Source organism: Variovorax sp. Soil_C_19, from assembly GCF_057657255.1.
Genome location: NZ_JBDGIV010000005.1, coordinates 233522 through 259476 on the forward strand (window position 1 = coordinate 233522; position 25955 = coordinate 259476).

Here is a 25955-nt window from a genome sequence, read left to right on the forward strand (position 1 = left end):
GCTGCGGCCTCGGATGCCGCAGCGCAGCGGGCGTGTTTTCATCTGGCCGTCATACGAAGTGCCTACCTTCGCGGGTTGTTCCTTTTCAACCCACGAAAGCATTGCGCATGACCGCAAACAATCGCACCGACGCCAACGGCATCGACCTCGACGACATCGGCACCAACCCCACTTCGAACCCGTCCTTCACCGACCTGATCGCCTCGCGCCTGAGCCGCCGGCAGCTGTTCGGCCTGGGTGTCGGCACCGCCGGCACCGCACTGCTGCAGGCATGCGGCGGCGGCAGCGGCGGTGGCGTGGCTTTCCCGATCATTCCGCCCGCTCCGGCGCCCGCGCCCGCACCAGCGCCGATGAAGCTGAACTTCAACCCCGTGGCCAAGAGCCTGGCCGACGCGGTCATCGTGCCGGCCGGCTACACCGCCAGCGTGCTCTATCGCCTGGGCGACCCGATCGCTGCCGGCGTGCCCGCGTACAAGAACGACGGCACCGACGATGCGACCACCTTCGACCGCCGCGCCGGCGACCACCACGACGGCATGACCTTCTTCGGCATGGACGCATCGAACAAGTGGGATGCGAAGAACGCCTCGCGCGGCCTGCTCGTGATGAACCACGAAGCGATCACGCCGCTCTTCCTGCACCCCGCAGGCCAGACGGTCGATGCAGGCATGCGCACCAGCCCCGACGAAGTGCTGCGCGAGTTCTACGTGCACGGCGTCAGCGTCGTCGAGGTCAACAAGAACGGCAACAACTGGAGCTACAAGCAGGATTCGCGCTTCAACCGCCGCGTCCACACCCTGACCGAGATGCACTTCTCGGGCCCCGCCGCCAAGACCGACTACCTCAAGACGAAGTACTCGACCGACGGCAGCAAGACCCGCGGCACGCTCAACAACTGCGCCAACGGCACCACGCCGTGGGGCACCTACCTGACCTGCGAAGAGAACTGGGCCGGTTACTTCCGTCGCATTGCGACCACCGACGACCCGGCACGCTCGGACAAGGAACTCGCCTCGTTCAAGCGCTACGGCGTGGCGAGCAACGGCCGCGAACTCTGGGCCACCGTCACGCCCGACACTGCCGACGACCTCTACGGCCGCTGGAACACCGAAGTGAAGGGCGCCACCGCCACCGACGACTACCGCAACGGCCACAACACCTACGGCTGGGTGGTCGAGATCGATCCGTTCAACCCGATGAGCACGCCCAAGAAGCGCACCGCGCTCGGCCGCTTCGGTCACGAAGGAGCCTGCCTCGGCCCGGTCGTGGTCGGCAAGCCGTTGGTCTGGTACATGGGCGACGACTCGCGCAACGAATACATCTACAAGTTCGTTTCCGCCAAGGCCTGGGACGCGGCCGACATCGGCGGCGGCATCGCGGCCGGCGACAAGTACATGGACGACGGCAAGCTCTACGTCGCGCGCTTCAATGCCGACGGCACCGGCACCTGGTTCGAGCTCTCGCTGGGCATGAACGGCATCACCTCGGACAACGCGAAATACGCGTTCGCCGATGCGGCCGACGTGGTGACCAACGCCCGCCTAGCGGCCGACGCGGCCGGCGCGACCCCGATGGACCGCCCGGAGTGGGCCTCGGTCAACCCCAAAACCGGCGACGTCTATCTGACGCTGACCAACACCAATGACAGGTCACGGCCGATCGGCGCCACCGACGCCGCCAACCCGCGCTTCTACAACGACAAGAAGATGGATGGCTCCGACCAGAAGGGCAACCCCAACGGCCACATCGTTCGCTTTGCCGACGACAACGCCGACCCGGCGTCGCTGAGCTTCAAGTGGGACGTGTACCTGTTCGGCGCGCGCGCCACCGCCCCGGCCGACGTCAACCTGTCGCAGCTCTCGGCCGAGAACGACTTCTCGAGCCCGGACGGCCTGTGGTTCAGCGAGGCGGCCCCCGGCCTGCTGTGGCTGGAGACCGACGACGGCGCCTACACCGATGTCACCAACTGCATGCTGCTCGCCGCGTTGCCCGGTGCGGTGGGCGACGGCGGCGCGAAGACGATCACCAACGCCGACGGCGCCACCACGCGCACGCAGGCCACCTTCGTCGGCAAGGCGCCGGGTACCGAAGGCCTGCGCCGCTTCCTCGTGGGACCGAAGGACTGCGAGATCACCGGCATTGCCGAATCGGGCGACGGCCGCGCGCTGTTCGTGAACATCCAGCACCCGGGCGAAGGCACCGAGAGCCTCACGGACCCCTTCATCAGCAACTGGCCTGAAGGCGGCAACGCCCGCCCGCGCTCGGCCACCGTGGTCATCACCAAGGACGACGGCGGCCTGATCGGCCTGTAAGCAGTAACACCAGCCTTCGGGCTGGTTGGCTTCTATTTCAACGGCGCTACCGGCAACGGCAGCGCCGTTTTGTATCTGACCTGCTTCAACGCAAAGCTCGAGCGGATCTTCTCGATCCCCGGGATCGGCGTGAGCTGCTCGAGGATGAACTTCTCGAGCGCCGCCATGTCGGCCACCGCGATGCGGATCAGGTAGTCGCTGTCGCCGGTCATCAGGTAACACTCCATCACCTCGTCGTGCTCGGCGATGCGCTGCTCGAAGTCGGCGAGGGACTGCTTGCTCTGCGTCGTGAGGCTGATCGAGATGAACACGTTGAGCCCGAGGCCCAGCGCCTTGGCATTGGCCAGCGCGACATAGCGGTCGATCACGCCCGCGGCCTCGAGCGCCTTCACGCGCGCGAGGCAGGGCGATGGCGACAGGTGCACGCGGCGCGCGAGCTCGACGTTCGACAGCGCTCCGTCGCGCTGCAGTTCGTCGAGGATGCGCAGGTCGATAGCGTCGAGTTGCATGAAATTCTGCAAATGTGGGTATCTGGAGAATTTTATGCCGCTACGTCGGCAAGGACTTGCGTGCGGCGGTAGCAAATTCGCCGCGATGCAGCCTAAAGTGCTTGCATGAATGCCCCGATTTCCGCCGACCAGATGCGCGCGCTGCTCCTCGACGAAACGCTCTCGCACGACCCTGACCCCGCCGAGACCGCCGAATGGCGCGAGTCCTTCCTGGCGCTCGCGCAGGTCCACGGCCCGCAGCGCGCGCGGCAGATGCTCGACGAACTGGCGCGGCTCGCGCGCCAGCAGCGCATCGGCTGGCAGCCCGAACTGGCCACGCCGTACGTCAACACCATCGCCGTGGAAGACCAGCCGCCTTTTCCCGGCGACCTCGCGATCGAGGAGAAGCTCGCGTCGCTGATGCGCTGGAACGCGCTTGCCATGGTGGCCAAGGCCAACCAGGCGTATGGCGAACTCGGCGGCCACATCGCGAGCTACGCGAGCGCGGCCGACCTGTTCGAGACCGGCTTCAACCACTTCTTCCATGCGCGTGGTGGGCAACATCTCGGAGACCTCGTGTTCTTCCAGCCGCACAGTGCGCCCGGCGTCTACGCCCGCGCCTTTCTAGAAGGCCGCCTCGGCGAAGAAGACCTCGCGCACTACCGCCAGGAACTCACCGCGCCCGCGTTCACCGACGGCAGCGGCGCGCGCGGCCTGTGCAGCTATCCGCATCCGTACCTGATGCCCGACTTCTGGCAGTTTCCGACCGGCTCGATGGGCATCGGGCCGATCAGCTCGATCTACCACGCGCGCTTCATGCGCTACCTCACGCACCGCAACCTGCTCGGCTGCGAGGGCCGAAAGGTGTGGGGCGTGTTCGGCGACGGCGAGATGGACGAGCCCGAATCGATGAGCGCCCTCACGCTGGCCGCGCGCGAGAAGCTCGACAACCTCGTGTGGGTCGTCAACTGCAACCTGCAGCGCCTCGACGGCCCAGTGCGCGGCAACGGCCGCATCATCGACGAGCTCGAGAAGCTCTTTGCCGGCGCCGGCTGGAACGTCATCAAGCTCATCTGGGGCAGCGACTGGGACGGGCTCTTCGCGCAGGATGCGAGCGGGGCACTCGCGCGCGCGTTTGCCGGCACGGTGGACGGCCAGATGCAGACCTTCGCGGCCAAGGACGGCCGCTTCAACCGCGACAACTTCTTCGGCCAGAACCCCGAGCTCGCGCGCCTGGCCCAGGGCATGACCGATGCGCAGATCGACCGCTTGAAGCGCGGCGGCCACGACCTCGTGAAGATCCATGCCGCCTATGCCGCGGCCGCCGCGCACAAGGGCCGGCCCACCGTGATCCTTGCCCACACCAAGAAGGGCTACGGCATGGGCAGCGCCGCGCAGGGCAAGATGACCACGCACTCGCACAAGAAGATGGGCGACGTCGACCTCATCGAGTTCCGCGACCGCTTCAGCCTGCCGCTGAGCGATGCGCAGGCCACCGCGATGGACTTCTACCGCCCGAGCGAAGACAGCGCCGAGATGCAGTACCTGCGCCAGCGCCGGGCCGCGCTCGGCGGCGCCATGCCGCGGCGCGAGACCGCCTGCGACGTGGTGCCCAAGCCCGACATCGCGGGCTACGCGCAGTTCGCCACCGCGGCCGCCGGCAAGGAGATGAGCACCACCATGGCCTTCGTGCGGCTGCTCGGCAACCTGCTGAAGGACAAGGCGCTCGGCCCGCGCATCGTGCCCATCGTGGCCGACGAGGCGCGCACCTTCGGCATGGCCAACCTGTTCAAGCAGGTCGGCATCTATTCGAGCGTGGGCCAGCGCTATGCGCCCGAGGACATCGGCTCGGTGCTGAGCTACCGCGAAGCCACCGACGGCCAGATCCTCGAGGAAGGCATCAGCGAGGCCGGCGCCATCGCGAGCTGGACCGCGGCCGCCACGAGCTACAGCGTGCACGGCCTCGCGATGCTGCCGTTCTACATCTACTACTCGATGTTCGGCTTCCAGCGCGTGGGCGACGCCATCTGGGCCGCGGCCGACCAGCGCGCGCGCGGCTTCCTGCTGGGCGCCACCTCGGGCCGCACCACGCTCGGCGGCGAGGGCCTGCAGCACCAGGACGGCAGCAGCCACCTCGTGGCCGCGACCATTCCCAACTGCAAGGCGTACGACCCGGCCTTCGCGGGCGAGATGGCCGTGATCGTCGACGCCGGCATCCGCGAAATGATGGTCGAGCAGCAGGACGTGTTCTACTACGTCACGCTCATGAACGAGAACTACGCGCAGCCCGACGTGCCCGCGGGCGCGGAAGGCGACATCCTGCGCGGGTGCTACCGCTTCGCTGCGTACGCGCCCGCGAAAGGCAAGGCGAAGAAGAACAGCGGCAAGGTCACGCTGATGGGCTCGGGCGCGATCCTCACCGAGGTGGTCAAGGCGGCCGAACTGCTGGCCGCCGAAGGCATCGAGGCCGAGGTGTTCAGCGTCACGAGCTGGAGCGAGCTGGCACGCGACGGGCTTGCCTGCGAGCAGCGCGAAATGGCGGGCGAAAAGGAGGCCGGCACGCCCTTCGTGGCGCAACAGCTCGGCGCCGGCAAGGGCCCGATCATCGCCGCCACCGACTACGTGCGCGCCGTGCCCGAGAGCGTGCGCGCCTTCCTGCCCGAGGGGCGCCGCTACCTCACGCTCGGCACCGACGGGTTCGGCCGCAGCGACACGCGCGCGGCGCTGCGCGGCTTCTTCGGGGTGGATGCCGCGAACATCGCCAAGGCGGCGCGGCACGCGTTGAACTGAGCGTTGGCGGCAATAGAGCGGGGCCTGCGTTAGAGTCGTGCAGGCGCCCCTTCCCCGGCCATGCCTACACGCTCCAGACCTTTGCTCCCAACCATCCGCCAGGTGCCGTGTGCGGCACCCGACGGGCGACCGGCTCGCGCGCGTCACGCCCGATGCGAACGGTCGAGGTTGTGCTTCTCTTTTCTTGGAATTTGACAAGATGACCACCATCGGATTGATCGGCCTCGGGGCCATGGGCGGCGGCATGGCGCGCTCGCTGCGGCGCGCAGGCCATCAGGTGCGCGTGTTCGATGTACGCCCCGAAGCGGCGCAGGCGTTTGCAGATGAAGGCGGCACGGCCTGTGCGTCGCCGGCGGAGGTGGCTGCCGGGTGCGAGGTGCTGGTGTCGGTGGTCGTGAACGCCGATCAGACAGAGGCCGTGCTGTTCGGGGCCAGTGGCGCGGCCGCGGCCATGAAACCCGGCAGCGTGTTCGTCATGTGCTCCACCGTCGATCCGAACTGGTCGATCGCGCTCGAAGCCCGGCTGGCCGCGCTCGGCGTCCTCTACATCGACGCGCCCATCTCGGGCGGTGCGGCCAAGGCCGCGAGCGGCGAGATGACGATGATGACCGCCGCCACGCCCGAGGCCTATGCCAAGGCCGGCGCGCTGCTCGACGCGATGGCCGCGAAGGTCTATCGCCTCGGCGACCGCGCGGGCGCCGGCAGCAAGGTCAAGGTCATCAACCAGCTGCTGGCCGGTGTTCACATCGCCGCGGCGGCCGAAGCCATGGCGCTGGGGCTGCGCGAGGGGGTCGACCCGGCCGCGCTCTACGAGGTCATCACGCACAGCGCGGGCAACAGCTGGATGTTCGAGAATCGCATGGCGCACGTGCTCGCGGGCGACTACACGCCGCTGTCGGCCGTGGACATCTTCGTGAAGGACCTGGGCCTGGTGCTCGACGTGGCCCGCGCAAGCAAGTTTCCGCTGCCGTTGTCGTCCACCGCGCACCAGATGTTCATGCAGGCATCGACCGCGGGCTTTGCACGCGAAGACGACAGCGCGGTCATCAAGATCTTTCCGGGCATCGAATTGCCGGGCGCGAAGAAGAAGCCCGGCGACTGAACCACCAACACACACAACGAACCTGCAGGACATCGACGACATGAACATCCTCATCACCGGCGGCTGCGGCTTTGTCGGCGCCCGCCTCGCCCGCACGCTGCTCGCGGGCGGCCCGCTCGCGCTGGCCGGCGGCGCGGCACAGCCGATCGCCCGCATCACCCTGGCCGATCGCGTGCCGCCGCCGGCCGACCTGGCGGCCGACGCGCGCGTGCAGTTCCTGCAGGGCGACCTGCTCGAGCAGGCCACGGGCGGCGCGCTGCCGATCGCCGACACGCAGCTCGTGTTCCACCTGGCCGCCGCGGTGAGCGGCGAATGCGAGGCCGACTTCGACCTCGGCATGCGCAGCAACCTCGACACCACGCGTGTGCTGCTCGACGCCTGCCGCCGCGCGGGCCACGCGCCGGTGTTCGTCTTCTCCAGCTCGGTCGCGGTGTTCGGCGATTCGCCCGAGCAGCGGCTGCCGGCCGTGATCGAGGACACGACGCTGCCCACGCCGCAGAACAGCTACGGCATTCAGAAGTTCATCGGCGAGCAACTGGTGGCCGACTTCGCGCGCAAGGGCTTCGTGCAGGGCCGCAACGTGCGGCTCATGACGGTGTCGGTGCGGCCGGGCCGGCCCAACGGCGCGGCCTCCAGCTTCCTGAGCGGCATGCTGCGCGAGCCGCTCGCGGGCGAGCGCGCGCGCTGCCCGGTGCCGCCCGAAACCGCGGTGGCGCTCGCGTCGCCCGGCAACACGGTCGCGGGCCTCATTCGCGCCGCCACGGCCAGCGCGGCCGAATGGGGCGCGCGCACGGCGGTCAACCTGCCGGCGCTGACGACCACGGTGCGCGAGATGGCCGCAGCGCTCGAACGCATCGCGGGCAAGGAAGCCACCGCGCTGATCGACTGGGAACCCGACGCGGCCATCGCGAAGATCGTCACCAGCTGGCCGAGCCGCGTGCATGCGGCGCGCGCCGAGGCACTGGGCCTGAAAGCCGACGCGAGCTTCGACGCCATCCTGCGCGACTACGTGCGCGAGAACGCGCAGGCGGTCAAGCTCGCGGTGAAGGGCTGAGCGATGGCTGCCAAGCTGCTGCTCGGCTGCATCGCCGACGACTTCACCGGCGCCACCGACCTGGCCAACAACCTCGTGCGCGCGGGCATGCGCGTGGTGCAGGCCATCGGCGTGCCGGAAGCGCGCCGCGCCGGGCCGCCCCAAGCAAGCGCGCGCCCCCCCGGGGGGCAGCGAGGACACGAAGTGCCGAGCGTGGGGGCCGAAATTCAGCCCCTCGATGCCGAGGTCGATGCGGTGGTGGTCGCGCTCAAGTCGCGCACCATCGCGCCGGCCGAGGCCGTGGCGCAGTCGCTCGAGGCGCTGCGCTGGCTGCAGGCGCAGGGTGCGCGGCAGATCTACTTCAAGTACTGCTCCACGTTCGACAGCACGCCGATGGGCAACATCGGCCCGGTGACCGAGGCGCTGATGGCAGCGCTGAACTGCGACTTCACCATCGCCACGCCGGCTTTTCCCGACAACAAGCGCACGGTGTTCAAGGGCTACCTGTTCGCGGGCGACGTGCTGCTCAGCGAGAGCGGCATGCAGAACCATCCGCTCACGCCGATGACCGATGCGAACCTCGTTCGCGTGCTGCAGGCGCAGTCCACGCGCAAGGTGGGGCTCATCGACCATGCGGTCGTGGCGCGCGGCGCGGACGCCATCACGGAACGCATCGCGTCGCTGAAGGCCGAGGGCGTCTCGATCGCCATCGTCGATGCGGTCTCGAACGACGACCTGCTGCGGCTCGGCCCCGCGCTCGCGGACATGCCGCTGGTCACGGCTGGTTCGGGCGCGGCGATCGGGCTGCCGGCCAACTTCGGCCTTGCGCCGTCCTCGCAGGCCAGCGCACTGCCGGCCGCGGGCGGGCTGCGCGCCGTGGTGTCGGGCAGCTGCTCGCTCGCGACGAACCGGCAGGTGCTCGATTTCATCCAGCGCGGCGGCGCGGCGATGGCCGTCGATCCGTTGCGCATCGCCGCAGGCGTGGACGTGGCGGCCGAGGTGCTGGCCTGGGCTGCACCGTTGATCGGCCGGGGCCCGGTGCTCGTCTACTCCACCGCCGAGGCCGGTGCCGTGAAGTCGGTGCAGGGCCGGCTCGGCGTCGAGGAGGCCGGTGCGATGGTCGAGCGCACGATCGCGGCGATCGCGCGCGGGCTGGTCGAGCACGGCGTGCGCCAGCTCGTGGTGGCCGGCGGCGAAACCTCGGGCGCCTGCGTGCAGGCGCTGGGCATCGCGCAGATGCAGATCGGCCCGCAGATCGACCCCGGCGTGCCGTGGTGCCATGCGCGCACCGGCGTCGCGGACGGCGCCGCGATGCACATCGCGCTCAAGTCGGGCAATTTCGGCGGGGACGATTTCTTCACCCGCGCCTTCACGGTGCTGGCATGACGGAAGAAGCCCACGCCCGCGAGGAAATCTGCCGCGTCGGCCGCAGTCTGTTCGAGCGCGGCTACGTGCATGCCACGGCCGGCAACATCAGCGTGCGGCTCGACGACGACGGCGGCTTTCTCATCACGCCGACCGATGCCTGCCTCGGCTTCCTCGATCCGGCCCGGCTGGCCCGGCTCGATGCCGAAGGCCGGCAGACCGGCGGCGACCGCGCCAGCAAGACGATCGCGCTGCACATGCGCATCTACGCGGCCGCGCGCCGCTTCGATGCCGGCACCGCCTGCGTGATCCACACGCACAGCACGCATTGCGTGGCGCTCACACTCGGCAAGACTCAAGGCGAAGAGGGCGCCGAGCTGCTGCCCGCGCTGACGCCGTATTTCGTCATGAAGGTCGGCCATGTGCCGGTCGTTCCTTACCACCGTCCCGGTGCGCCCGAGGCCGCCGAGCGCGTGGCCGAGGCCATCGAACGCTTCGGTGCCGCGGGCACGCCGATCCGCGCGGTGATGCTCGCGCGGCTCGGCCCCAATGTGTGGCACGACACGCCGGCCGCCGCGATGGCCGTGCTGGAAGAACTCGAAGAGACCGCGCGGCTCCAGCTGCTCGCCGGTGCCGCGCGGCCCGCGCCGCTCGGTACCGAACAGATCGACGAACTGCGCCGCAGCTTCGGTGCGCGCTGGTAGCCGGCCGTAGTAAAAACACGCCATGCCTCAATTCGCCGCCAACCTCTCGATGCTCTATCCGGAGCTCGCTTTCCTCGACCGCTTCGAAGCCGCCGCGAAGGACGGCTTCAAGGCCGTCGAATACCTGTTCCCTTACGCCTTCGCCAAGGAAGACATCGTGGCGCGCCTGCGGCACAACGGCCTGGCGCAGGTGCTGTTCAACGGCCCGCCCGGCGACTGGGACCACGGCGAGCGCGGCCTTGCCTGCCTGCCGGGCCGCGACGCCGAATTCCGCGAGGGCATCGCCCGGGCCATCGACTACGCGGTGGCGCTCGACTGCCCGCGCATCCACGTGATGGCGGGCCTCGTGCCCGAAGACCTCGAGCGCGAGGCCGTGCAGCCGGTGTACGTGGACAACCTGCGCTGGGCCGCGGCCGAGGCCGCCAAGGCCGGGCGCGACGTGCTGATCGAGCCGATCAACACGCGCGACATCCCGCGCTTCTTCCTGAACCGCCAGGACCATGCACACGAGATCGTCGACATGGTGGGCGCGTCCAACCTCCAGGTGCAGATGGACCTGTACCACTGCCAGATCGTCGAGGGCGACGTGGCGATGAAGATCCGCAAGTACCTGCCCACGGGCCGCGTGGGCCACATCCAGATCGCCGGCGTGCCCGAGCGCCACGAGCCCGACATCGGCGAGCAGAACTACCCCTATCTGTTCGAGCTGATCGACGCCGTCGCGGCGGAATGCGGCTGGCAGGGCTGGGTCGGCTGCGAGTATCGACCGAAGCGCGGCGCCGAACCCGGCGGCACCTCGGCCGGGCTCGGCTGGCTGCGCGCCTGGCAACAGCGCGCATGAAGCTCGAATCGTTGCGCATCCCGCCGCGGCTGCGCGGCTTCGACGCGCATCAGGATGTGCAGCTCTTCGACGTGACGCTCGCGGGCGACCGCGTGCAGGCCATCGACGCGAGCGCTTCGCAGGCCCCGGCCGGCGCGCGCGGCACGCTGCTGAGCGCGCAGGTCGAGGCGCATGCGCACATCGACAAGAACTACACCGTGCAGGAAGTCGGCGCGGCCGAGGGCGACCTGTTCGCCGCCATCGCGCGCATGGACCGCCACCGCGCAGGCTGGACCGGCGAGACGCTGCGCCCGCGCATGGAACGAGCGCTGCACGAGGCCTGGCGTTCGGGCGTGCGCGCGCTGCGCACGCACATCGACTGGGTCGAGGCCCAGGCGCCGGCCGCGCTCGCGGTGTTCGAGGCGCTGCGCGCCGAATGGCACGGCCGGGTCGAGCTGCAGTTCGTCTCGCTCACGCCGCTCGACGTGTTTGCCGACCCCGAGGCGGGCGAGCGCATCGCCCGGCAGGTGAAGCGCGCGGGCGGCACGCTCGGCGCCTTCGTCTACCGCAATGAAGGGCTGGTGCACAAGCTGGGCCGCGTGTTCGATCTGGCGCAGGAGCACGGGCTGGGGCTCGACTTCCATGTCGACGAAGGGCTCGACGCCGATGCGAGCGGGCTGCGCAGCATCGCGCAGCTGGTGCGCGCGCGCGGCTTCGGCGGCGGCGTGGTCTGCGGCCACTGCTGCTCGCTGTCGGTGCAGGACGATGCCGTGGCGCAGGAGACGCTCGCACTGTGCGCCGGCGCCGGGCTCCACATCGTCGCGCTGCCGACCACCAACCTCTACCTGCAGGGCGCCTGGGACCGCACGCCGGTGCCACGCGGCATCACGCGCCTGCGCGAAGCGGCGGCACGGGGCTTGCGTGCGAGCCTGGCCACCGACAACGTGCAGGACGCGTTCTATCCCTATGGGAGCTACGACCTTCTCGAAACCTTCGGCCTCGGCGTGCAGATGGCGCACCTCGCGCCTGCCGAAGACTGGCTCGACGCGATCACCGTCGCGCCGGCCAGGGCCCTCGGGCTGGCCTGGGACGGGCGCATCGCGCCGGGTTGCCCGGCCGACCTCGTGCTGCTCGCGGCCGTGGGCGAGCATGAACTCATCGGACCGCGCGGGCGCGAGCGCACCGTGATCCGCGCCGGTCGCATTCTGGAGACGACACCATGAGCATGGGCAAACCGATGGCCAACTATGCCGCCGCCAAGCGCGTCGGCGATTTCGTGTTCCTGAGCGGCGTGGTGGCTGTCGACCCGGCCACGCGCCGCGCGGTGGCCGGCTACGACGCGCTGCCCGACGAGGGCCGCACCGCGCTGCAGGGCCTGGGCTATGCCACGGGCCAGATGTCGGTCGACATCTTCGAGGCGCCGATCGTGGCGCAGAGCTGGTTCGTGCTCGAACGCATCCGCGAGATCGCGGCCGAGCATGGCGGCACGATGGAAGATGTGGTCAAGCTGGTGCAGTACTTCCGCCACCTGCCGCACTACGCGTTCTACAACCGCGTGCGCGGGCTGTTCTATCCGGGCGATCCGCCGGTCAGCACGGTGGTCGAGGTGTCGCGCTTCCTGCCGGGCGACGAGGTGCTGGTCGAGGTGGAAGCCACCATGTATTTGCCCCAGCCGCAGCAGCGCATCACCTGACGCCGGCGCCCTTCAGCAGGAAGTCGGTCACCTGCTCGATCAGGTAGCGCCGATCCTTGTCATCGCCCTGCTGCGCCGTGTCGCGGAAGTACGCAGCCTGCGTGGCGTGGTCGGCGTAGAACTGGGTCACGGCCCAGATGTGGAACAGCACCAACATCGGGTCGGCCTCGTCCATCAGCCCCTGGTTCATCCAGTTGCGAATCACGGCGGCGGCCTGGTCGGTGCGCTGCTTGCTCGTGTCCATCATGTCGCCCAACACCGGCGCGCCGCGCATCATCTCGGCCGTGAAGATGCGCGAGCGCAGCGGATGCTCGAACGAGAACACCATCTTGCGCTGGATCAGGTCGCCGAGCACCTTGCGTGGGCCGAAGGCCTCGTCGGCAAAGCCGAACACCACGATCCAGTCGTTGAGGATGTCCTGCAGGATCTGCCGGTAGAGCGCTTCCTTGCTCTCGATGTAGTAGTGCAGCTGCGCCTTCGAGAGGCCGGCCTTGTCGGCAATGGCCTGTGTCGAGGCGCCCGCGAGCCCTTCGCTCGCGAAGACCTCGATCGCGGCCTGGTTGATGAGGCCGAGCACCTGCGTGTACTTGCGCGAGCGGCCGCGCGTGGCGGGGACTTCCGCGTCGCCGCTTTCGCTCACAGCTGCAATTCCAGTTCGGTGCCGCTCGCGCGCGAGCAGCAAAGCGCCACCTTGTGGCGGCGCTCGCTGGCCGTGAGGCAGAAGTCGCGGTGTTCGGCCGCCGTGCCGTCGCCTTCCACCACGCAGGTGCCGCACAGGCCCTGCTGGCACGAGACCGGAATGTCGATGCCCACGTCGTGCAGCGCATCGACGGCGGTCTGGTCGGCCGCCACCGGCACGGTGATGCCGCGCCGCGCGAGCTTCAGCGTGAACGGCAGGCCCGGGGCGGCGCCGGTGTCGGCCGGCGCGGCGAAGTACTCGGCATGCAGCGCGTCCTCGGGCCAGTGCGCGGCCGCCTCGCGCACCGCCTGCATGAAACCGCCGGGGCCGCAGACGTAGAGCTGCGCACCCGGCGCCCGCTCGGCGAGCAGCGCGCGCAGGTCGATGCGCTGCGCTGCGTCGCCCTGGTCGAGGTGCAACCGCAGGTGCGGCGCGAGCGCGGGCGCGCGCAGCGCTTCGGCAAAGGCCAGGTGTTCCTCGCTGCGCGCGAACACGCAGAGCGTGAACGGCGCGCCGCGCGTCGCGAGCGCCTCTGCCATCGCGAGCAGCGGGGTCAGGCCGATGCCGCCCGCGAGCAGCAGGTGGTGCAAGGCCGCTTCGCGCAGCGGAAAGGTGTTGCGCGGCGCACTGATCGCGAGCAGGTCGCCCTCGCGCACCCGCTCGTGCATCGAGGCCGAGCCGCCGCGGCTCTGGGCCTCGCGCTTCACGCCGATCAGGTACGGCGCGGCGGCGCCCGATGGCGCACGCGCGAGCGAGTACTGGCGCGAGAAGCCGCCGGGCATGTGCACGTCGATGTGCGCGCCGGCCTCGTAGTCCGGCAGCGGCCGGCCCCAGGGATGCGCCAGCGCGAAGGCGAGGATCTCGGGCGTCTGTCGCGTGATGCGTTCGACGCGGACGGTGAGGGTGCGTTCGAGGCTCATGATGGTGTGGGTGTCAGATGCGTTGCAGCTTGCGCGCAACGCGTTCGATGAAGTGCGTGCGGTCGTGTTCGGTGACGGCGTTCATGTCGTGCAGCTGCAGCCATGTGACCTTGCAGCGCCATGCGAACAGCGCCCGCAGCGCCCGCGTGAACAGCCGCCGGCCCGGATCGCCGATCAGCATCACGAACCAGCGCGGCGAGCCGCCCGTCGTCACCACCGTGAGCCGTCGGATGTGCCGCAGGCCCGACGACACGACCTGGCCCTTGCGCTCGGCCGGAAGGAAGGCCACGCCGGGCAGCCACACCCGCTCGAGCCAGCCCTTGAGCATCGAAGGCGGTCCATGGAACCAGGTGGGATAGACGAACACCAGGTGCTCGGCCCACAGCAACGCCTCGACGTGGGGCTTCACGCGTTCGCGGATCAGGTCGGGGTTGTCGAGGTAGGCGATGCGCTCTTCGCGCGTGAGCGTCGGGTCGAACCCCTCGGCATAGAGGTCGATCGCGCGCACCGGGTGCCGGGGTTCGAGCGCCGCGAGGGCGGTGCGGTAGAGCGCGTGGTTGAAGCTGTCAGGATTCGGATGGCAATGAACGACGAGCGTTTTCATGAAAAGGGCCGGTTCGCACAGCGTTTGCTGGCGATACGGGGTCAGAGCCCAGGAAACAAGGGACGCGCGGTGCCTTATGGCAACCCAGGCGCCGGCATCTGACCCCGGCGCAAGCACCGCGCGGCCCGCGGAAAATGACGGCGTTGCTTACTTGCCCGTGAGCTGCTTGCGCAGGTCCACGCCCACGCTCTTGTTGACGAACTGCGTCGTCACGACCTTCGAGAGATCGACTTCACCGGGCTTGTAGAGGCCGGCCTTGACCATCTTGTCGTAGAAGTCCTTCACGCGGGCCTCGTCCATGGCGCCGATGCCCTTGGTGAGCGACTCGCCGCTGTCGACGATGCCCATCTTCTTGATCAGCGCGATCGAGCCTTCGAGCGCGGGCACCGGCGAATCGGGGTTGGTCTTGGCGATCAGCGCGTTGGCGGCCTTGTTGTCGCCGTAGAGGTAGTTGTTCCAGCCGATGATCGACGCCTCGATGAACTTGCGCACGGTCTCGGGCTTGTTCTTGATGAGGTCGGCACGCGTTTCGATCGTGGTCGCATAGGTCGAGAAGCCGTTGTCGGCCAGGAGCTGCACCACCGGGTCGAAGCCGGCCTGCGCCTTGATCGATAGCGGCTCGGAGATCGCATAGCCCTGCTGGATCGACTTCTTGTCGGCCAGGAACGGGCCGACGTTAAAGGTGTAGGGCTTGAGCTGCGCATCCTTGAAGCCGTGCTCCGACTTCATCCATTGCCAGAAGCTGAACTGGCCGTCCTTGCCGATGAAGGCCACGGGCGCCTTGGCCATGTCCTTGAAGGTGTCGAAGCCCTGGCCCGGGTGCGCGAACATGGCCTGCGGGTCTTTCTGGAAGAAGGCCGCCACCACCACCGTGGGCACGCCGTTCTTCACGTTGTCGAAGGACTGCAGCAGGTTGCCCGTCATGAGGAAGTCGACCTTGCCGGCCGGCAGCATCGGCCGGTTGTTGACCATCGGGCCGCCCTGCTGGATCTCGACGTCGAGGCCGTACTTCTTGTAGGTGCCGTCCACCAGCGCCTGGTAGAAGCCGCCGTGGCCGGCCTGCGCCTTCCAGTTGGTGGCGAACACCACCTTTTCCTGCGCCTGCGCGGCGAAGGCGGCGCCTGCGAGCGCCAGGCCGAAGGCCAGCGGGCGAAGATCGAGAGCGGGGATGCGCATGGGATGGACTCCTGTGAGGGGGTGGAAAAACGAGAGGGATCTTTCAGCGTGCAACGGCCATGTCGGGCGTCCAGCCGCGGGTCTTGCCGGGGTTCATCAGCCCCATGGGATCGCTGCGCTTCTTGAACTCGATCTGCTGCGTGTCGATGGCCTTCATGCCGCCGTCCTCGATGGTGACCACGTGCGGATTGAAGATCTTGCAGCCGCCCTGCGATTCGATCTCGCGGATCACCTCGTACTGGTGGGCTTCGCCCTTCCAGCGCACCAGCAGGATGCCGAAGGTGCCGCATTCGCCGCCGGCGCGCGCGAAATCCTGGTGCTGCAGCACGTCGTCGCCGAAGATCGCGAGGTGGCGCTCGACCACGGCCGGATCGAAGGGCTGGGCATAGGCCACCTGCAGGTAGGTCCAGCCGCGGTCGGCCTTGAGCGCCTGCAGCGTCGTGTGGTTGAACGCGCACTCGTAGGCCGGCGGCAGGCCGTCGGCGAGCAGCTCGGCCTCGGTGCCCGCGACGGAGATCGTGCCGCCGTGCGCTGCGGCGAGCGCGCGGAATTCGGCCATCGATGCGGGCGACACCATCGTGAACACCGCATGCCGATAGGCCGGAAAGCGGTCGCGCATGGCGGTGTAGTAGGGCGAGAAGCGCGCCTCCACGGTCGAGAGCAAAAAGATGTCGAGCGTGGGCGCCTGCGCGGCGATGCCGAAGTCGAGCGCGCCGCGGTAGGTGTCGAACAGCACCGTGCAGTGCACCCAGTCGACGGCCGGGCTCAGGGCCACTTCCACGTCGAGGATCACGCCGTTGGTGCCGAAGGCATGCTGCACCTGCTGGATCTCGTCGCCATGCAGTTCGATGACGCGCGGCTGGCGCTCCACCGTCATCACGCGCGCGTGCAGCATGTTGCCGGGGTCGCGCAGGATGCCGTGGCGGAACGAGCCGATGCCGCCGAAGCCGCCCGCGATGAAGCCGCCGATCGAGGCCACGTGCCACGTCGAGGGCCACATGCGCAGCGCCTGGCCGGTTTCGCGCGCCGCGAGATCGATGTCGTGCATGCGGGCGCCGGCCTCCACGCGCATGCGGCCCGGCTGGATGTCGAGCACGCGGCACATGCCGGTCACGTCGAGCACGATGCCGCCTTCGAGCGGCACGCACTGGCCGTAGTTGCCGGTGCCGCCCGCGCGCACGGTGAGCGGCAGCTGCCACTTCGCGGCCACCGCCGCGGCCTGCCGCACGTCGTCCTCGGTGCCGACCTTGACCACGAGGTCGGCCACGCAGCCTGCGAGCTGCGCGGTGAGGATCGGGCTGTACCAGTAGAAGTCCCTCGACAGCTGCTTGCGCTGTGCGGGTGCGGTGACGAGGTTGAGGCCGCGCAGGTCCTGCTGCACGGCGTTCCAGTCGACATTCTTCGACATGACAGCTGCGAATGTCATTGGACCCCCGCGTCCGGCATCGCACTGCCGTGGAACACCGCGGAACCGGCTTTGCCGGGCCGCTGGTGTTGCCCCCGGTAGGGGGTTGGCGTAGCGACACGAAATGCGCGAAGACTGGGGGCGAGCCTACCTTTCACGGCGCATCTCGCTTTCATGCCAGTGGCCGAGCACCAGGCGACTGAGGGCCGCGAACACGATGAAGATGACGATGCCCAGCAGCGACACCAGCAGCAGCGCCGCGAACATCATCGGGATCTCGGTGCGAAAGCTCGACTCGAGGATGCGCGACGCGAGGCCGGTCTCCTTGCCGGCCGTGCCGGCCGTGAACTCGGCCACCACCGCGCCGATCAGGGCCAGCCCGCCCGCGATCTTCAGGCCCGCCATGAAGTACGGCAGCGCGCTCGGCGCGAGCAGGTAGCGGAAGGTCTGCCACGGCGACGCCTTGTAGAGCTGGAACAGGTCGCGCAGGTTGCTGTCGGCGCTTTTCAGGCCGACCACGGTGTTCGACAGGATCGGGAAGAAGGCCACGATCCAGGCGCACAGCAGCAGCGCCGCCGTGGTGTTCGAGACATAGATCAGGATCAGCGGCGCGATGGCGATGATCGGCGTCACCTGCAGGATCACTGCGATCGGGAACAGGCCCACCTCGACCCACTTGAAGAGCGCGAACGCGATCGCCAGCGCCACGCCGCCGACGATGGCCGCCGCGAGCGCCAAGAGCGTCAGCCGCACGGTGAACCACAGCGCACTCGACAGCGACCCCCAGTTGTCGAACAGCGTGGTGAGGATCAGCGAGGGCGAAGGCAGGATGTAGTGCGGGATGCCGTTGGCGCGCACCATCCATTCCCACAGCAGCAACAGCACGGCGACCACCACCGCGGGCACGGCGATGCGCAGCATCGACTCGCGGCGCTGCGCGCGGTCTTCGTGGGCGCGCAGCAGTTCGGCGGAGGGCGCGGCGGCCTCGGCGATGGCGGCCGCGCCGGCGGCGGGGCGTTCAGTGATCGACGTCATGCAGGGCTCCATGCAGCGACTGCGACACGGCGGTGCAGTGCGCGTTGTAGCGGCTCGAGGTGCGGAAGTCTTCGCCGCGCGGATAGGGCTCGTCGATGCGGATCTCGTCGATCACGCGGCCCGGGCGCGCGGCCATCACCACGATGCGGTTCGACAGGTACACCGACTCGTAGACGCTGTGCGTGACGAACACCACCGAGAAGCGGTGCTCGCGCCAGATCGCGAGCAGGTCGTTGTTGAGCTTGATGCGCGTCATCTCGTCGAGCGCGGCAAAGGGCTCGTCCATGAGCAGCAGGCGCGGATGGGTGACCAGCGCACGCGCGATCGACACGCGCATCTTCATGCCGCCCGACAGTTCGCGCGGGTAGACGCCCGCAAAGCGCGAGAGCCCGACCATCTCGAGCGCCTGCTCGACCACGGGCGCCGCCGCGTCGCGCGAGGTGCCCGCGAGCTTGAGCGGCAGCCACACGTTGTCGAACACCTTGGCCCAGGGCATGAGCGTGGGTTCCTGGAACACGAAGCCGAGGTCGCGGTCGCTGCGGCTGTGCTTGGCCATGCCGCTGTTGGCGCCCGACCACTGGATCTCGCCCGCGCTGAGCCGGGTGAGGCCGGCGATCAGCCGCAGCGCGGTGCTCTTGCCGCAGCCCGAGGGTCCGAGAAAGCTGACGAAGTCGTGCTCGCCGATGTCGAGCGTCATGCCCTCGAGCGCGAGCGTGCCGTTGGCAAAGCGCTTGCCGACCTGGCGCAGGCGCACCAGCGGCGTGGCGGTGGTCGTGGTGTCGTCGGGCGGGGTGCTGGGGGTCATTGCCATGCGGGCTGGTTGTCGAGGCGCGAGAGCGGGAAGCGGTCGACCTCGCGCAGCAGGTCCACGAAACGCCGGCCGACATGGTCGAGCACCGCGGCGCCTTTCTCGGCGGTGGCGCGGGTGGCGTCGCCGGCGGCGCCCGCGGGGTTGATGTCGTGCATCTGCCAGCCGAGCTTGCCGCTGGGCGTGATCGACAGGTACTTGTTCTCGGCCGCGAGGTCTTCGGTCATCGAATGGAAGTTCTGGAATCGGTCCTTCTGCACATGGTCGGGCGTGAGGTGCAGCATGACCGAGCTTTCGAGGTCGCCGGCATGGATGCCGTGGCGCCCCTCGTGCGCGGTGAACAGGCCTTCGGGCAGGCCCAGCGTGTACCAGTTGGCGGCCACGACCATCATGCCGTGCGCCTCGCGCAGGTCGCGCGCCACGATGTCCATCACGCTCATCTGGCCGCCGTGGCTGTTGTAGAGCACCAGCTTGCGCACGCCGGCGCGGGCCACGCAGGCGCCGATGTCGGTCCACAGCGAGATCAGCGTCGTGGCCGACACCGTCAGCGTGCCCGGATAGCGCGAATGCTCGTTGCTCTTGCCGTAGGCCACGGTCGGCAGGAAGAGCACCGGCAGGTCGTCGGGCAGGTGCGGCAGCGTGGCGCGGACCATGCCGTCGATGGTGGCCGTGTCGGTCGACATCGGCAGGTGCGGACCGTGCTGCTCGGTGGCGCCGACCGGCAGCACGGCGATGAGCCGTTCGCGGTCGAGGCGGGAGAATTCTTCGCTGGTCAGGTCCGACCAGAAGCGGCTGCGCAGGGGGGCGGATTTCATCGTGGCGGTCCTCGTAGTCGAACGAGCGTGATGATGGGCTAAATTGTCCGATCGGTCAAAAAAACGTAGATCGGTATTTACCCGACGGGCGCGCGCGGCGGGCAGCCAAAGCAGACCGACCGGTCAAATTTCAGCGCCGCACCACGTACCGGGTCACGGCGGGCGGCGATTCGCCGATGTGGAACGCCAGCCGCCGTTCGCGCAGCGCCATGTCGGCCGCCGTGGCCCGCGTGAAGCGGCGCAGGTGGTCGGTCCAGCTTTCGTCCACGATCTGCTCGAGATAGCGCCCCGGCTCGGCGATGTCGTGCAGCAGCTCCCAGCCGATCGCGCCCTGGCCGAGCCGGGCGCGCCGGGTCTGCTGCATCACGAGGTGGAAGGCGGCCGCGCGTGCCGGGTCGATGATGTATTCGATGGTGATGATCACGCGCCCGCTTTCCTCGGGCCTTTCGGCCGGCGGGCCCGCCGCCCAGCCGGCGCGCGCCGGGCTCATGTCCGCCTCTTCGCCCGAGACATCGGTCACCCAGCGCAGCGCGGCCAGCATCACCAGCGTGCCGCTCACCGCGGCGATCTCCAGGCTGGTGCGCAGGTCGCTGACCGTGGCCACCTGGCCCCAGAGCGCCGCGCCGATCGCGCTCGCGCCCATGATCGCCATCTGGTAGGTCGACATGCCGCGCGCGCGCACCCAGTCGGGCAGCGCCAGCTGCGCCGACACCGAGAGTGAATTCGCCACCGTGATCCAGGCCATGCCGCCGAAGAACATGGCCGGCACGGCGACCCACGCATTGGGCGCGAAGGCCATCACCGCGGTGGCGGCCGACTGCAGCAGCGTGCCGCGCAGCACGAGCTGGTCGCGGCCCAGCGCCTGGCGCAGCCGCGGCAGGAACAGCACGGCGATGATCGCGCCCGCGCCCATCGCGGCCAGCAGCAGGGTGAAGGTGCCGGCACCGCCGCCCTTGAGGTTGCGCGCCAGCAGCGGCAGCAGCGCGAGCAGCGCGGTCGAGTGGAAGAAGAAGATGGTGATGCGCGTGAGCACCGCGCGCATGCGCTGCGACTGCCAGACGAACTGCACGCCCACGCGCATGGCGCTGATGAGCCGCTCGCGGCCCAGCGGGTTGGGCGTGTGCTCGCGCCGCCAGCGCAGCACCACGAAGCCCGAGGCCACCGACAGCACCGCATTGAGCGCGAACACCCAGACGCTGCCCGCGCTCGCGATCAGCATGCCGGCCGTGAGCGGGCCGATGATGCGCGAGGCGTTCATCGCGATGCCGTTCAGCCCGAGCGCGGCCGGCAACTGCGGCCGCGGCACCAGCTCGGGCACGATGGCCGAGAACACGGGCCAGCGCAGCGCCAGGCCGATGCCGTTGGCGAAGGTCAGCGCCAGCAGCAGCGGCGCGGTCATCACGTCGAGCGAAATGGCCACGCACAGCACGATCGCGGTGCCCGCCAGCCAGAACTGGGTGGCGACCAGCCAGCGCCGCCGGTCGAGGATGTCGGCCAGCGCGCCGCTCGGCAGGCCCAGCAGGAACACCGGCAGCGTGGAGGCCGACTGGACCAGCGCCACCCAGATCGGCGAGCTGGTCAGCGAGGTCATGAGCCACGCCGCCGCCACGTCGTTCATCCACATGCAGATGTTGGCGATCAGCCAGGTGCTCCAGAGCATGCGGAACACCGGCAGCCGGAGCGGCTCCAGCGCCGTCATCTTGGGCGGGCGCGGCTGGACGGCGGAGACAGGCGTTTCTTCGGGAGAAATGGGTGGCATGTGCCCCGATTGTGCCGGGCGCCCTGCCCGCGCCCGGTCAGCGCGCCAGATGCCCGAGCGGCCAGGCGCTGCTGGCCTTGACCTCACCGAGCGAGAAGCTGGTGTGCAGGTCCTTCACGTTGGGGAGGTTCATCAGGTGCTGGCGCGCAAAGGCTGAGAAGCTGTCGAGGTCCTGCGCCACCACCTGCAGTTCGAAGGTGCCGGTGCCGCTGATGTAGTGACAGGCCACCACCTCGGGCAGGCGGCGGATCGCCTCCTCGAGCTTGCGGGTGGCGTCCAGCGTGACCCGCTCGGTGTCGACGCGCACGAAAGCGAGCACGCCGAGCCCGATCTTGTGGCGGTCGATCTCGGCGTGATAGCCCTTGATGAAGCCGGCCTCCTCCAGCGCGCGCACGCGGCGCCAGCACGGTGCGGCCGAGAGGCCCACGCGCTGCGCAAGCTCGGCGTTGGTGAGGCGGCCGTCGGCCTGCAGTTCTTGCAGGATTGCAAGGTCGAACTTATCAATTCTTTCCATTGGCCTGCATTTTAAGCAAGATTCTTTCTGGAACCCGGATTTCCGGGGCCAAGAACGCAAACACCTGTCGCGAACCCCGGCATACACTTTGCGTGATCATGGGCTCGCGCCCGACCCGGGCACAGACCCACACCCCAAGCCAGGCCCACAAAGCCCTGCCATACGGAGACAGACACATGAACGCCCCGCTGCCCGAACACATTCGCCGCGCGCTGGAAACCGTCACGCTCGACGACAAGTACTCACTGGACTACGGCCGCGCGTTCATGAGCGGCGTGCAGGCCCTGGTCAAGCTGCCGATGCTGCAGCGCCTGCGCGACAAGCAGGTCGGCAAGAACACCGCCGGCTTCATCAGCGGCTACCGCGGCTCGCCGCTCGGCGGCTACGACCAGGCGCTCTGGAAGGCCAGCAAGTTCCTGAAGGAACAGAACATCGTGTTCCAGCCCGGCGTGAACGAAGAGCTCGCCGCCACGGCGCTTTGGGGCACCCAGCAACTGGGCTTTTCGCCCGCGGGCACCAACAAGTTCGACGGCGTCTTCGGCATCTGGTACGGCAAGGGCCCGGGCGTGGACCGCTGCTCCGACGTCTTCAAGCACGCCAACATGGCGGGCACCACCGAATTCGGCGGCGTGATCGCGGTGGCGGGCGACGACCACATTTCCAAGAGCAGCACGGCGGCGCACCAGAGCGATCACATCTTCAAGGCCTGCGGCACGCCGGTGTTCTTTCCGGCCAACGTGCAGGAGATCCTCGACCTGGGCATCCACGCCTTCGCGCTGAGCCGCTTCTCGGGCGTGTGGTCGGGCATGAAGACGATCCAGGAGATCGTCGAGTCGAGCGCCACCGCCATGATCGACCCGGACCGCGTCGAGATCGTGGTGCCGACCGACTTCGAGATGCCGCCCGGCGGGCTGCACATCCGCTGGCCCGACCATGCGCTGGAGCAGGAAGCCCGGCTGATGCACTACAAGTGGTATGCCGCGCTCGCGTACATCCGCGCCAACCGCCTGAACCACAACGTGATCGAAGGCCCGAACGACCGCTTCGGCATCATGGCCAGCGGCAAGGCCTACAACGACACCCGCCAGGCCCTGATCGACCTGGGCCTGGACGACGCCACCTGCCGCCAGCTCGGCATCCGTCTGCACAAGGTGGGCGTGGTGTGGCCGCTCGAGGCGCAGCTCACGCGCGAGTTCGCCACCGGCCTGCAGGAGATCCTGGTGGTCGAGGAGAAGCGCCAGGTCATCGAATACCAGCTCAAGGAAGAGCTTTACAACTGGCGCGCCGACGTGCGCCCCAACGTGCTCGGCAAGTTCAACGAGCTCGACGGAGATTTCTCGGGCGGCGAGTGGGCCATGCCCAACCCGACGGCCAACACGCTGCTGCGCGCCAATGCCGATCTGAACCCGGCGCTGATCGCCAAGGCCATCGCGCAGCGGCTGCGCAAGCTCGGCATCCTCGACCATGCGGGCGCCGACATGCGCGCGCGCATCGACGCGCAGATGGCGATCCTCGAGGCCAAGGAGCGCTCGATGGAGGTGCTCAAGGTGGGCGGCGTGCAGGGCGCCGACCGCCAGCCGTGGTTCTGCTCGGGCTGCCCGCACAACACCAGCACCGTGGTGCCCGAAGGCTCGCGCGCCATGGCCGGCATCGGCTGCCACTTCATGGCCACCTGGATGGACCGCTCCACCATCGGCTTCACGCAGATGGGCGGCGAGGGCGTGCCGTGGGTCGGCCAGCAGCCCTTCACGACCGACCAGCACATCTTCGCCAACCTGGGCGACGGCACCTACTTCCACAGCGGCCTGCTCGCGATCCGCCAGAGCATCGCTGCGGGCGTGAACATCACCTACAAGATCCTCTACAACGACGCGGTCGCCATGACCGGCGGCCAGCAGGTCGGCGAGCGGCCCGAGGGCCACTCGGTGCTGCAGATCGCCGAGAGCCTGCATGCCGAGGGCGCCAAGAAGGTGGTGGTCGTGACCGACGAGCCCGAGAAGTACGAGGGCGTGAACATCCCCGGCCAGGACGTGAAGGTGCGCCACCGCGACGACCTCGACGAGATCCAGCGCGAGTTCCGCGAGATGGCGGGCACCACGGCCATCATCTACGACCAGACATGCGCCACCGAGAAGCGCCGCCGCCGCAAGCGCGGCACGGCCGTCGATCCGGCGAAGCGTGTCGTCATCAACGAGTTGGTCTGCGAAGGCTGCGGCGACTGCAGCGTGCAGAGCAACTGCCTGTCGGTCGAGCCGCTCGAGACCGAGTTCGGTCGCAAGCGCGCGATCAACCAGAGCACCTGCAACAAGGACATGAGCTGCCTCAAGGGCTTCTGCCCGAGCTTCGTGACCGTCGAAGGCAGCCAACTCAAGAAGAAGGCCAAGGACAAGGCGGCATCGCCGCTCGAACTCGGCCCGCTGGCCGAGCCGGCCGTGCCTGCGCTGGCGCCCGGACAGGTCTGGGGCATCGTCGTGGCCGGCGTCGGCGGCACGGGCGTCATCACCATCGGCCAGCTGCTCGGCATGGCGGCGCACATCGAGGGCAAGGGCATCGTCACGCAGGATGCGGCCGGCCTCGCGCAGAAGGGCGGCGCCACCTGGAGCCACGCGCTGATCGGCGACTCGCAGGAGGCGATCCGCACCACGCGCGTCGGCACCGCCGCGGCCGACCTGATCCTCGCGGCCGATCCGCTGGTGGCGGTCAATCCCGAAACCCTGGCGCGCATGCGCGAAGGCCGCACGCACGTGGCGCTCAATGCGCACGGCACGCCGACCGCGGCCTTCGTGCGCAATGCCAACTGGGTCAATCCGCAGGACGACTGCGCGGGCGACATCGCAAAGGTCGTGGGTGCCGACGCGGTCGGCGCGTTCGATGCCGATGCCGCAGCCACCACGCTGATGGGCGACAGCCTCTATGCCAACCCGATGCTGCTGGGCTACGCCTGGCAGAAGGGCTGGATCCCGCTGGCGCACGAATCGCTGATGCGTGCGATCGAGCTCAACGCCGTGGCGATCGAGAACAACAAGGCCGCGTTCGCCTGGGGCCGCCAGGCCGCGGCCAACCCCGACGAACTGCAAAAGCGCGTGCCCCCGGGCCAGATCATCGAGTTCAAGAAGCGCGAAACGCTCGACAGCCTGGTGGCGCGCCGGGTCGAGTTCCTCGCCGGCTACCAGAATGCCGCCTATGCCGATACCTACCGGCAGTTCGTCGGCAAGGTGCAGCAGGCCGAGTCGGCGCTCGGCAAGACCGCGCTGGCCGAGGCCGTGGCGCGCCAGCTGTTCAAGCTGATGGCCTACAAGGACGAGTACGAGGTGGCGCGCCTGCACACCGACCGCAGCTTCCTCGGCCGTGTCGAGGGCATGTTCGAAGGCGAGATGGGCAAGGACTTCAAGCTCAACTACCACCTCGCGCCGCCGATCATCGCGAAGAAGAACGCCAAGGGCCAACTCCAGAAGCAGAAGTTCGGCCCGTGGATGCTGCCGGCGTTCCGGGTGCTCGCGCGCCTGAAGGGCCTGCGCGGCACGCCGCTCGACATCTTCGGACGCACCGAGGAGCGCCGCACCGAACGCGCACTGATCGGCGAATACCGCGCGAGCATCGAAGAAGTGCTGGCCGGCCTGCGCGCCGAGAACCATGCGCTCGCCCTCGAGATCGCCAGCCTGCCCGAGCAGATCCGCGGCTACGGCCACGTGAAGGAGCGCAACCTGGCGGCAGCGCGCGTGCGCTGGAGCGAGCTGATGGCCCGCTGGCGCGATCCGCAGCAGCAGCAATCGGCGCAGCGCGCGGCTGCCTGATTGCCGCGGTCCGGAGGGTGCCGGAGGTCTTCCGGCACCCTTTTGCTATTGAATCGGTAGCAGCCGTTAGAACCAAAGGCCTGCGCCGCGCGCCGGATAAGCGCGCGGCGCAGGCCTTTGCGACGAATACAATGCCCGC

21 protein-coding genes are annotated in these 25955 nt (G+C 68.9%); 10 read left to right on the forward strand and 11 right to left on the reverse strand.

What is annotated here, in order from left to right; all coding sequences use genetic code 11:
* Nucleotides 1-107: 107 nt before the first annotated feature.
* Nucleotides 108-2312: a PhoX family protein gene (locus AC3A6R_RS13315; protein ID WP_487864557.1), complete on the forward strand. Its 2205-nt coding sequence runs from the start codon at nt 108-110 to the stop codon at nt 2310-2312.
* 32 nt (nt 2313-2344) lie between these two features.
* Here the strand turns inward: AC3A6R_RS13315 and AC3A6R_RS13320 are convergent, their stop codons facing one another.
* Nucleotides 2345-2821, reverse strand: coding sequence for an Lrp/AsnC family transcriptional regulator (locus tag AC3A6R_RS13320; RefSeq protein ID WP_487864558.1), 477 nt, complete (start codon nt 2819-2821; stop codon nt 2345-2347).
* Nucleotides 2822-2926: 105 nt separating this feature from the next.
* On the opposite strand from AC3A6R_RS13320, the gene mdeB reads away from it, so the two are divergent.
* The 8 genes from mdeB (at nt 2927) to AC3A6R_RS13360 (ending at nt 12307) form a co-directional block, all read left to right on the forward strand.
* Nucleotides 2927-5590 (forward strand): alpha-ketoglutarate dehydrogenase, encoded by a 2664-nt coding sequence (gene mdeB, locus AC3A6R_RS13325; RefSeq protein ID WP_487864559.1) that lies wholly within the window; start codon nt 2927-2929, stop codon nt 5588-5590.
* 109 nt (nt 5591-5699) lie between these two features.
* A complete protein-coding gene (ltnD, locus tag AC3A6R_RS13330; RefSeq protein WP_487864560.1) occupies nt 5700-6692 on the forward strand; it encodes an L-threonate dehydrogenase in 993 nt (330 codons plus the stop codon).
* Nucleotides 6693-6732: 40 nt separating this feature from the next.
* The gene (gene denD, locus AC3A6R_RS13335; protein ID WP_487864561.1) at nt 6733-7746 is read left to right on the forward strand and encodes a D-erythronate dehydrogenase; all 1014 of its coding nucleotides are present in this window, start codon (nt 6733-6735) and stop codon (nt 7744-7746) included.
* Nucleotides 7747-7749: 3 nt separating this feature from the next.
* Complete coding sequence (gene otnK, locus AC3A6R_RS13340) at nt 7750-9111, forward strand: 3-oxo-tetronate kinase (RefSeq protein WP_487864562.1); 1362 nt, start codon at nt 7750-7752, stop codon at nt 9109-9111.
* A complete protein-coding gene (locus AC3A6R_RS13345; protein ID WP_487864563.1) occupies nt 9108-9794 on the forward strand; it encodes a class II aldolase/adducin family protein in 687 nt (228 codons plus the stop codon). Before otnK ends, AC3A6R_RS13345 begins: the two co-directional genes overlap by 4 nt.
* A gap of 22 nt (nt 9795-9816) precedes the next feature.
* On the forward strand, nt 9817-10635 hold the full coding sequence (otnI, locus tag AC3A6R_RS13350; RefSeq protein ID WP_487864564.1) for a 2-oxo-tetronate isomerase: 819 nt from the start codon (nt 9817-9819) through the stop codon (nt 10633-10635).
* Entirely contained in the window at nt 10632-11837 is a 1206-nt protein-coding gene (locus AC3A6R_RS13355) for an amidohydrolase family protein (RefSeq protein WP_487864565.1), read from the forward strand. Before otnI ends, AC3A6R_RS13355 begins: the two co-directional genes overlap by 4 nt.
* Nucleotides 11834-12307 (forward strand): RidA family protein, encoded by a 474-nt coding sequence (locus AC3A6R_RS13360; protein WP_487864566.1) that lies wholly within the window; start codon nt 11834-11836, stop codon nt 12305-12307. Before AC3A6R_RS13355 ends, AC3A6R_RS13360 begins: the two co-directional genes overlap by 4 nt.
* On the opposite strand, the gene AC3A6R_RS13365 is transcribed toward AC3A6R_RS13360, so the two are convergent.
* From AC3A6R_RS13365 to AC3A6R_RS13410, 10 genes are all read right to left on the reverse strand, one after another.
* The gene (locus AC3A6R_RS13365) at nt 12300-12947 is read right to left on the reverse strand and encodes a TetR family transcriptional regulator C-terminal domain-containing protein (protein WP_487860893.1); all 648 of its coding nucleotides are present in this window, start codon (nt 12945-12947) and stop codon (nt 12300-12302) included. The two genes, AC3A6R_RS13360 and AC3A6R_RS13365, sit on opposite strands and share 8 nt — an antisense overlap.
* Entirely contained in the window at nt 12944-13906 is a 963-nt protein-coding gene (locus AC3A6R_RS13370; RefSeq protein ID WP_487864567.1) for a PDR/VanB family oxidoreductase, read from the reverse strand. The genes AC3A6R_RS13365 and AC3A6R_RS13370 overlap by 4 nt, the downstream gene beginning before the upstream one ends.
* A gap of 13 nt (nt 13907-13919) precedes the next feature.
* Complete coding sequence (locus AC3A6R_RS13375) at nt 13920-14510, reverse strand: NAD(P)H-dependent oxidoreductase (protein WP_487864568.1); 591 nt, start codon at nt 14508-14510, stop codon at nt 13920-13922.
* A 147-nt stretch (nt 14511-14657) separates the two neighbouring features.
* A complete protein-coding gene (locus tag AC3A6R_RS13380) occupies nt 14658-15686 on the reverse strand; it encodes an ABC transporter substrate-binding protein (RefSeq protein ID WP_487860896.1) in 1029 nt (342 codons plus the stop codon).
* Between the two features lie 43 nt (nt 15687-15729).
* On the reverse strand, nt 15730-17094 hold the full coding sequence (locus AC3A6R_RS13385) for an FAD-binding oxidoreductase (RefSeq protein ID WP_487864569.1): 1365 nt from the start codon (nt 17092-17094) through the stop codon (nt 15730-15732).
* Between the two features lie 144 nt (nt 17095-17238).
* Nucleotides 17239-18126 carry an ABC transporter permease gene (locus AC3A6R_RS13390; protein ID WP_487864570.1) on the reverse strand — a complete coding sequence of 296 codons (888 nt, stop codon included), beginning with the start codon at nt 18124-18126 and terminating at the stop codon, nt 17239-17241.
* Nucleotides 18110-18937, reverse strand: a complete 828-nt coding sequence (locus tag AC3A6R_RS13395) for an ABC transporter ATP-binding protein (RefSeq protein ID WP_487864571.1) — start codon at nt 18935-18937, stop codon at nt 18110-18112. The genes AC3A6R_RS13390 and AC3A6R_RS13395 overlap by 17 nt, the downstream gene beginning before the upstream one ends.
* Nucleotides 18928-19749, reverse strand: coding sequence for a creatininase family protein (locus AC3A6R_RS13400; protein ID WP_487864572.1), 822 nt, complete (start codon nt 19747-19749; stop codon nt 18928-18930). The genes AC3A6R_RS13395 and AC3A6R_RS13400 overlap by 10 nt, the downstream gene beginning before the upstream one ends.
* A gap of 130 nt (nt 19750-19879) precedes the next feature.
* Nucleotides 19880-21508 (reverse strand): MFS transporter, encoded by a 1629-nt coding sequence (locus AC3A6R_RS13405; RefSeq protein WP_487860901.1) that lies wholly within the window; start codon nt 21506-21508, stop codon nt 19880-19882.
* 37 nt (nt 21509-21545) lie between these two features.
* Entirely contained in the window at nt 21546-22022 is a 477-nt protein-coding gene (locus AC3A6R_RS13410) for an Lrp/AsnC family transcriptional regulator (RefSeq protein ID WP_487860902.1), read from the reverse strand.
* Nucleotides 22023-22198: 176 nt separating this feature from the next.
* Here AC3A6R_RS13410 and AC3A6R_RS13415 point away from each other — a divergent pair, with 176 nt between their 5' ends.
* On the forward strand, nt 22199-25816 hold the full coding sequence (locus AC3A6R_RS13415; protein ID WP_487864573.1) for an indolepyruvate ferredoxin oxidoreductase family protein: 3618 nt from the start codon (nt 22199-22201) through the stop codon (nt 25814-25816).
* Nucleotides 25817-25955: the final 139 nt, after the last annotated feature.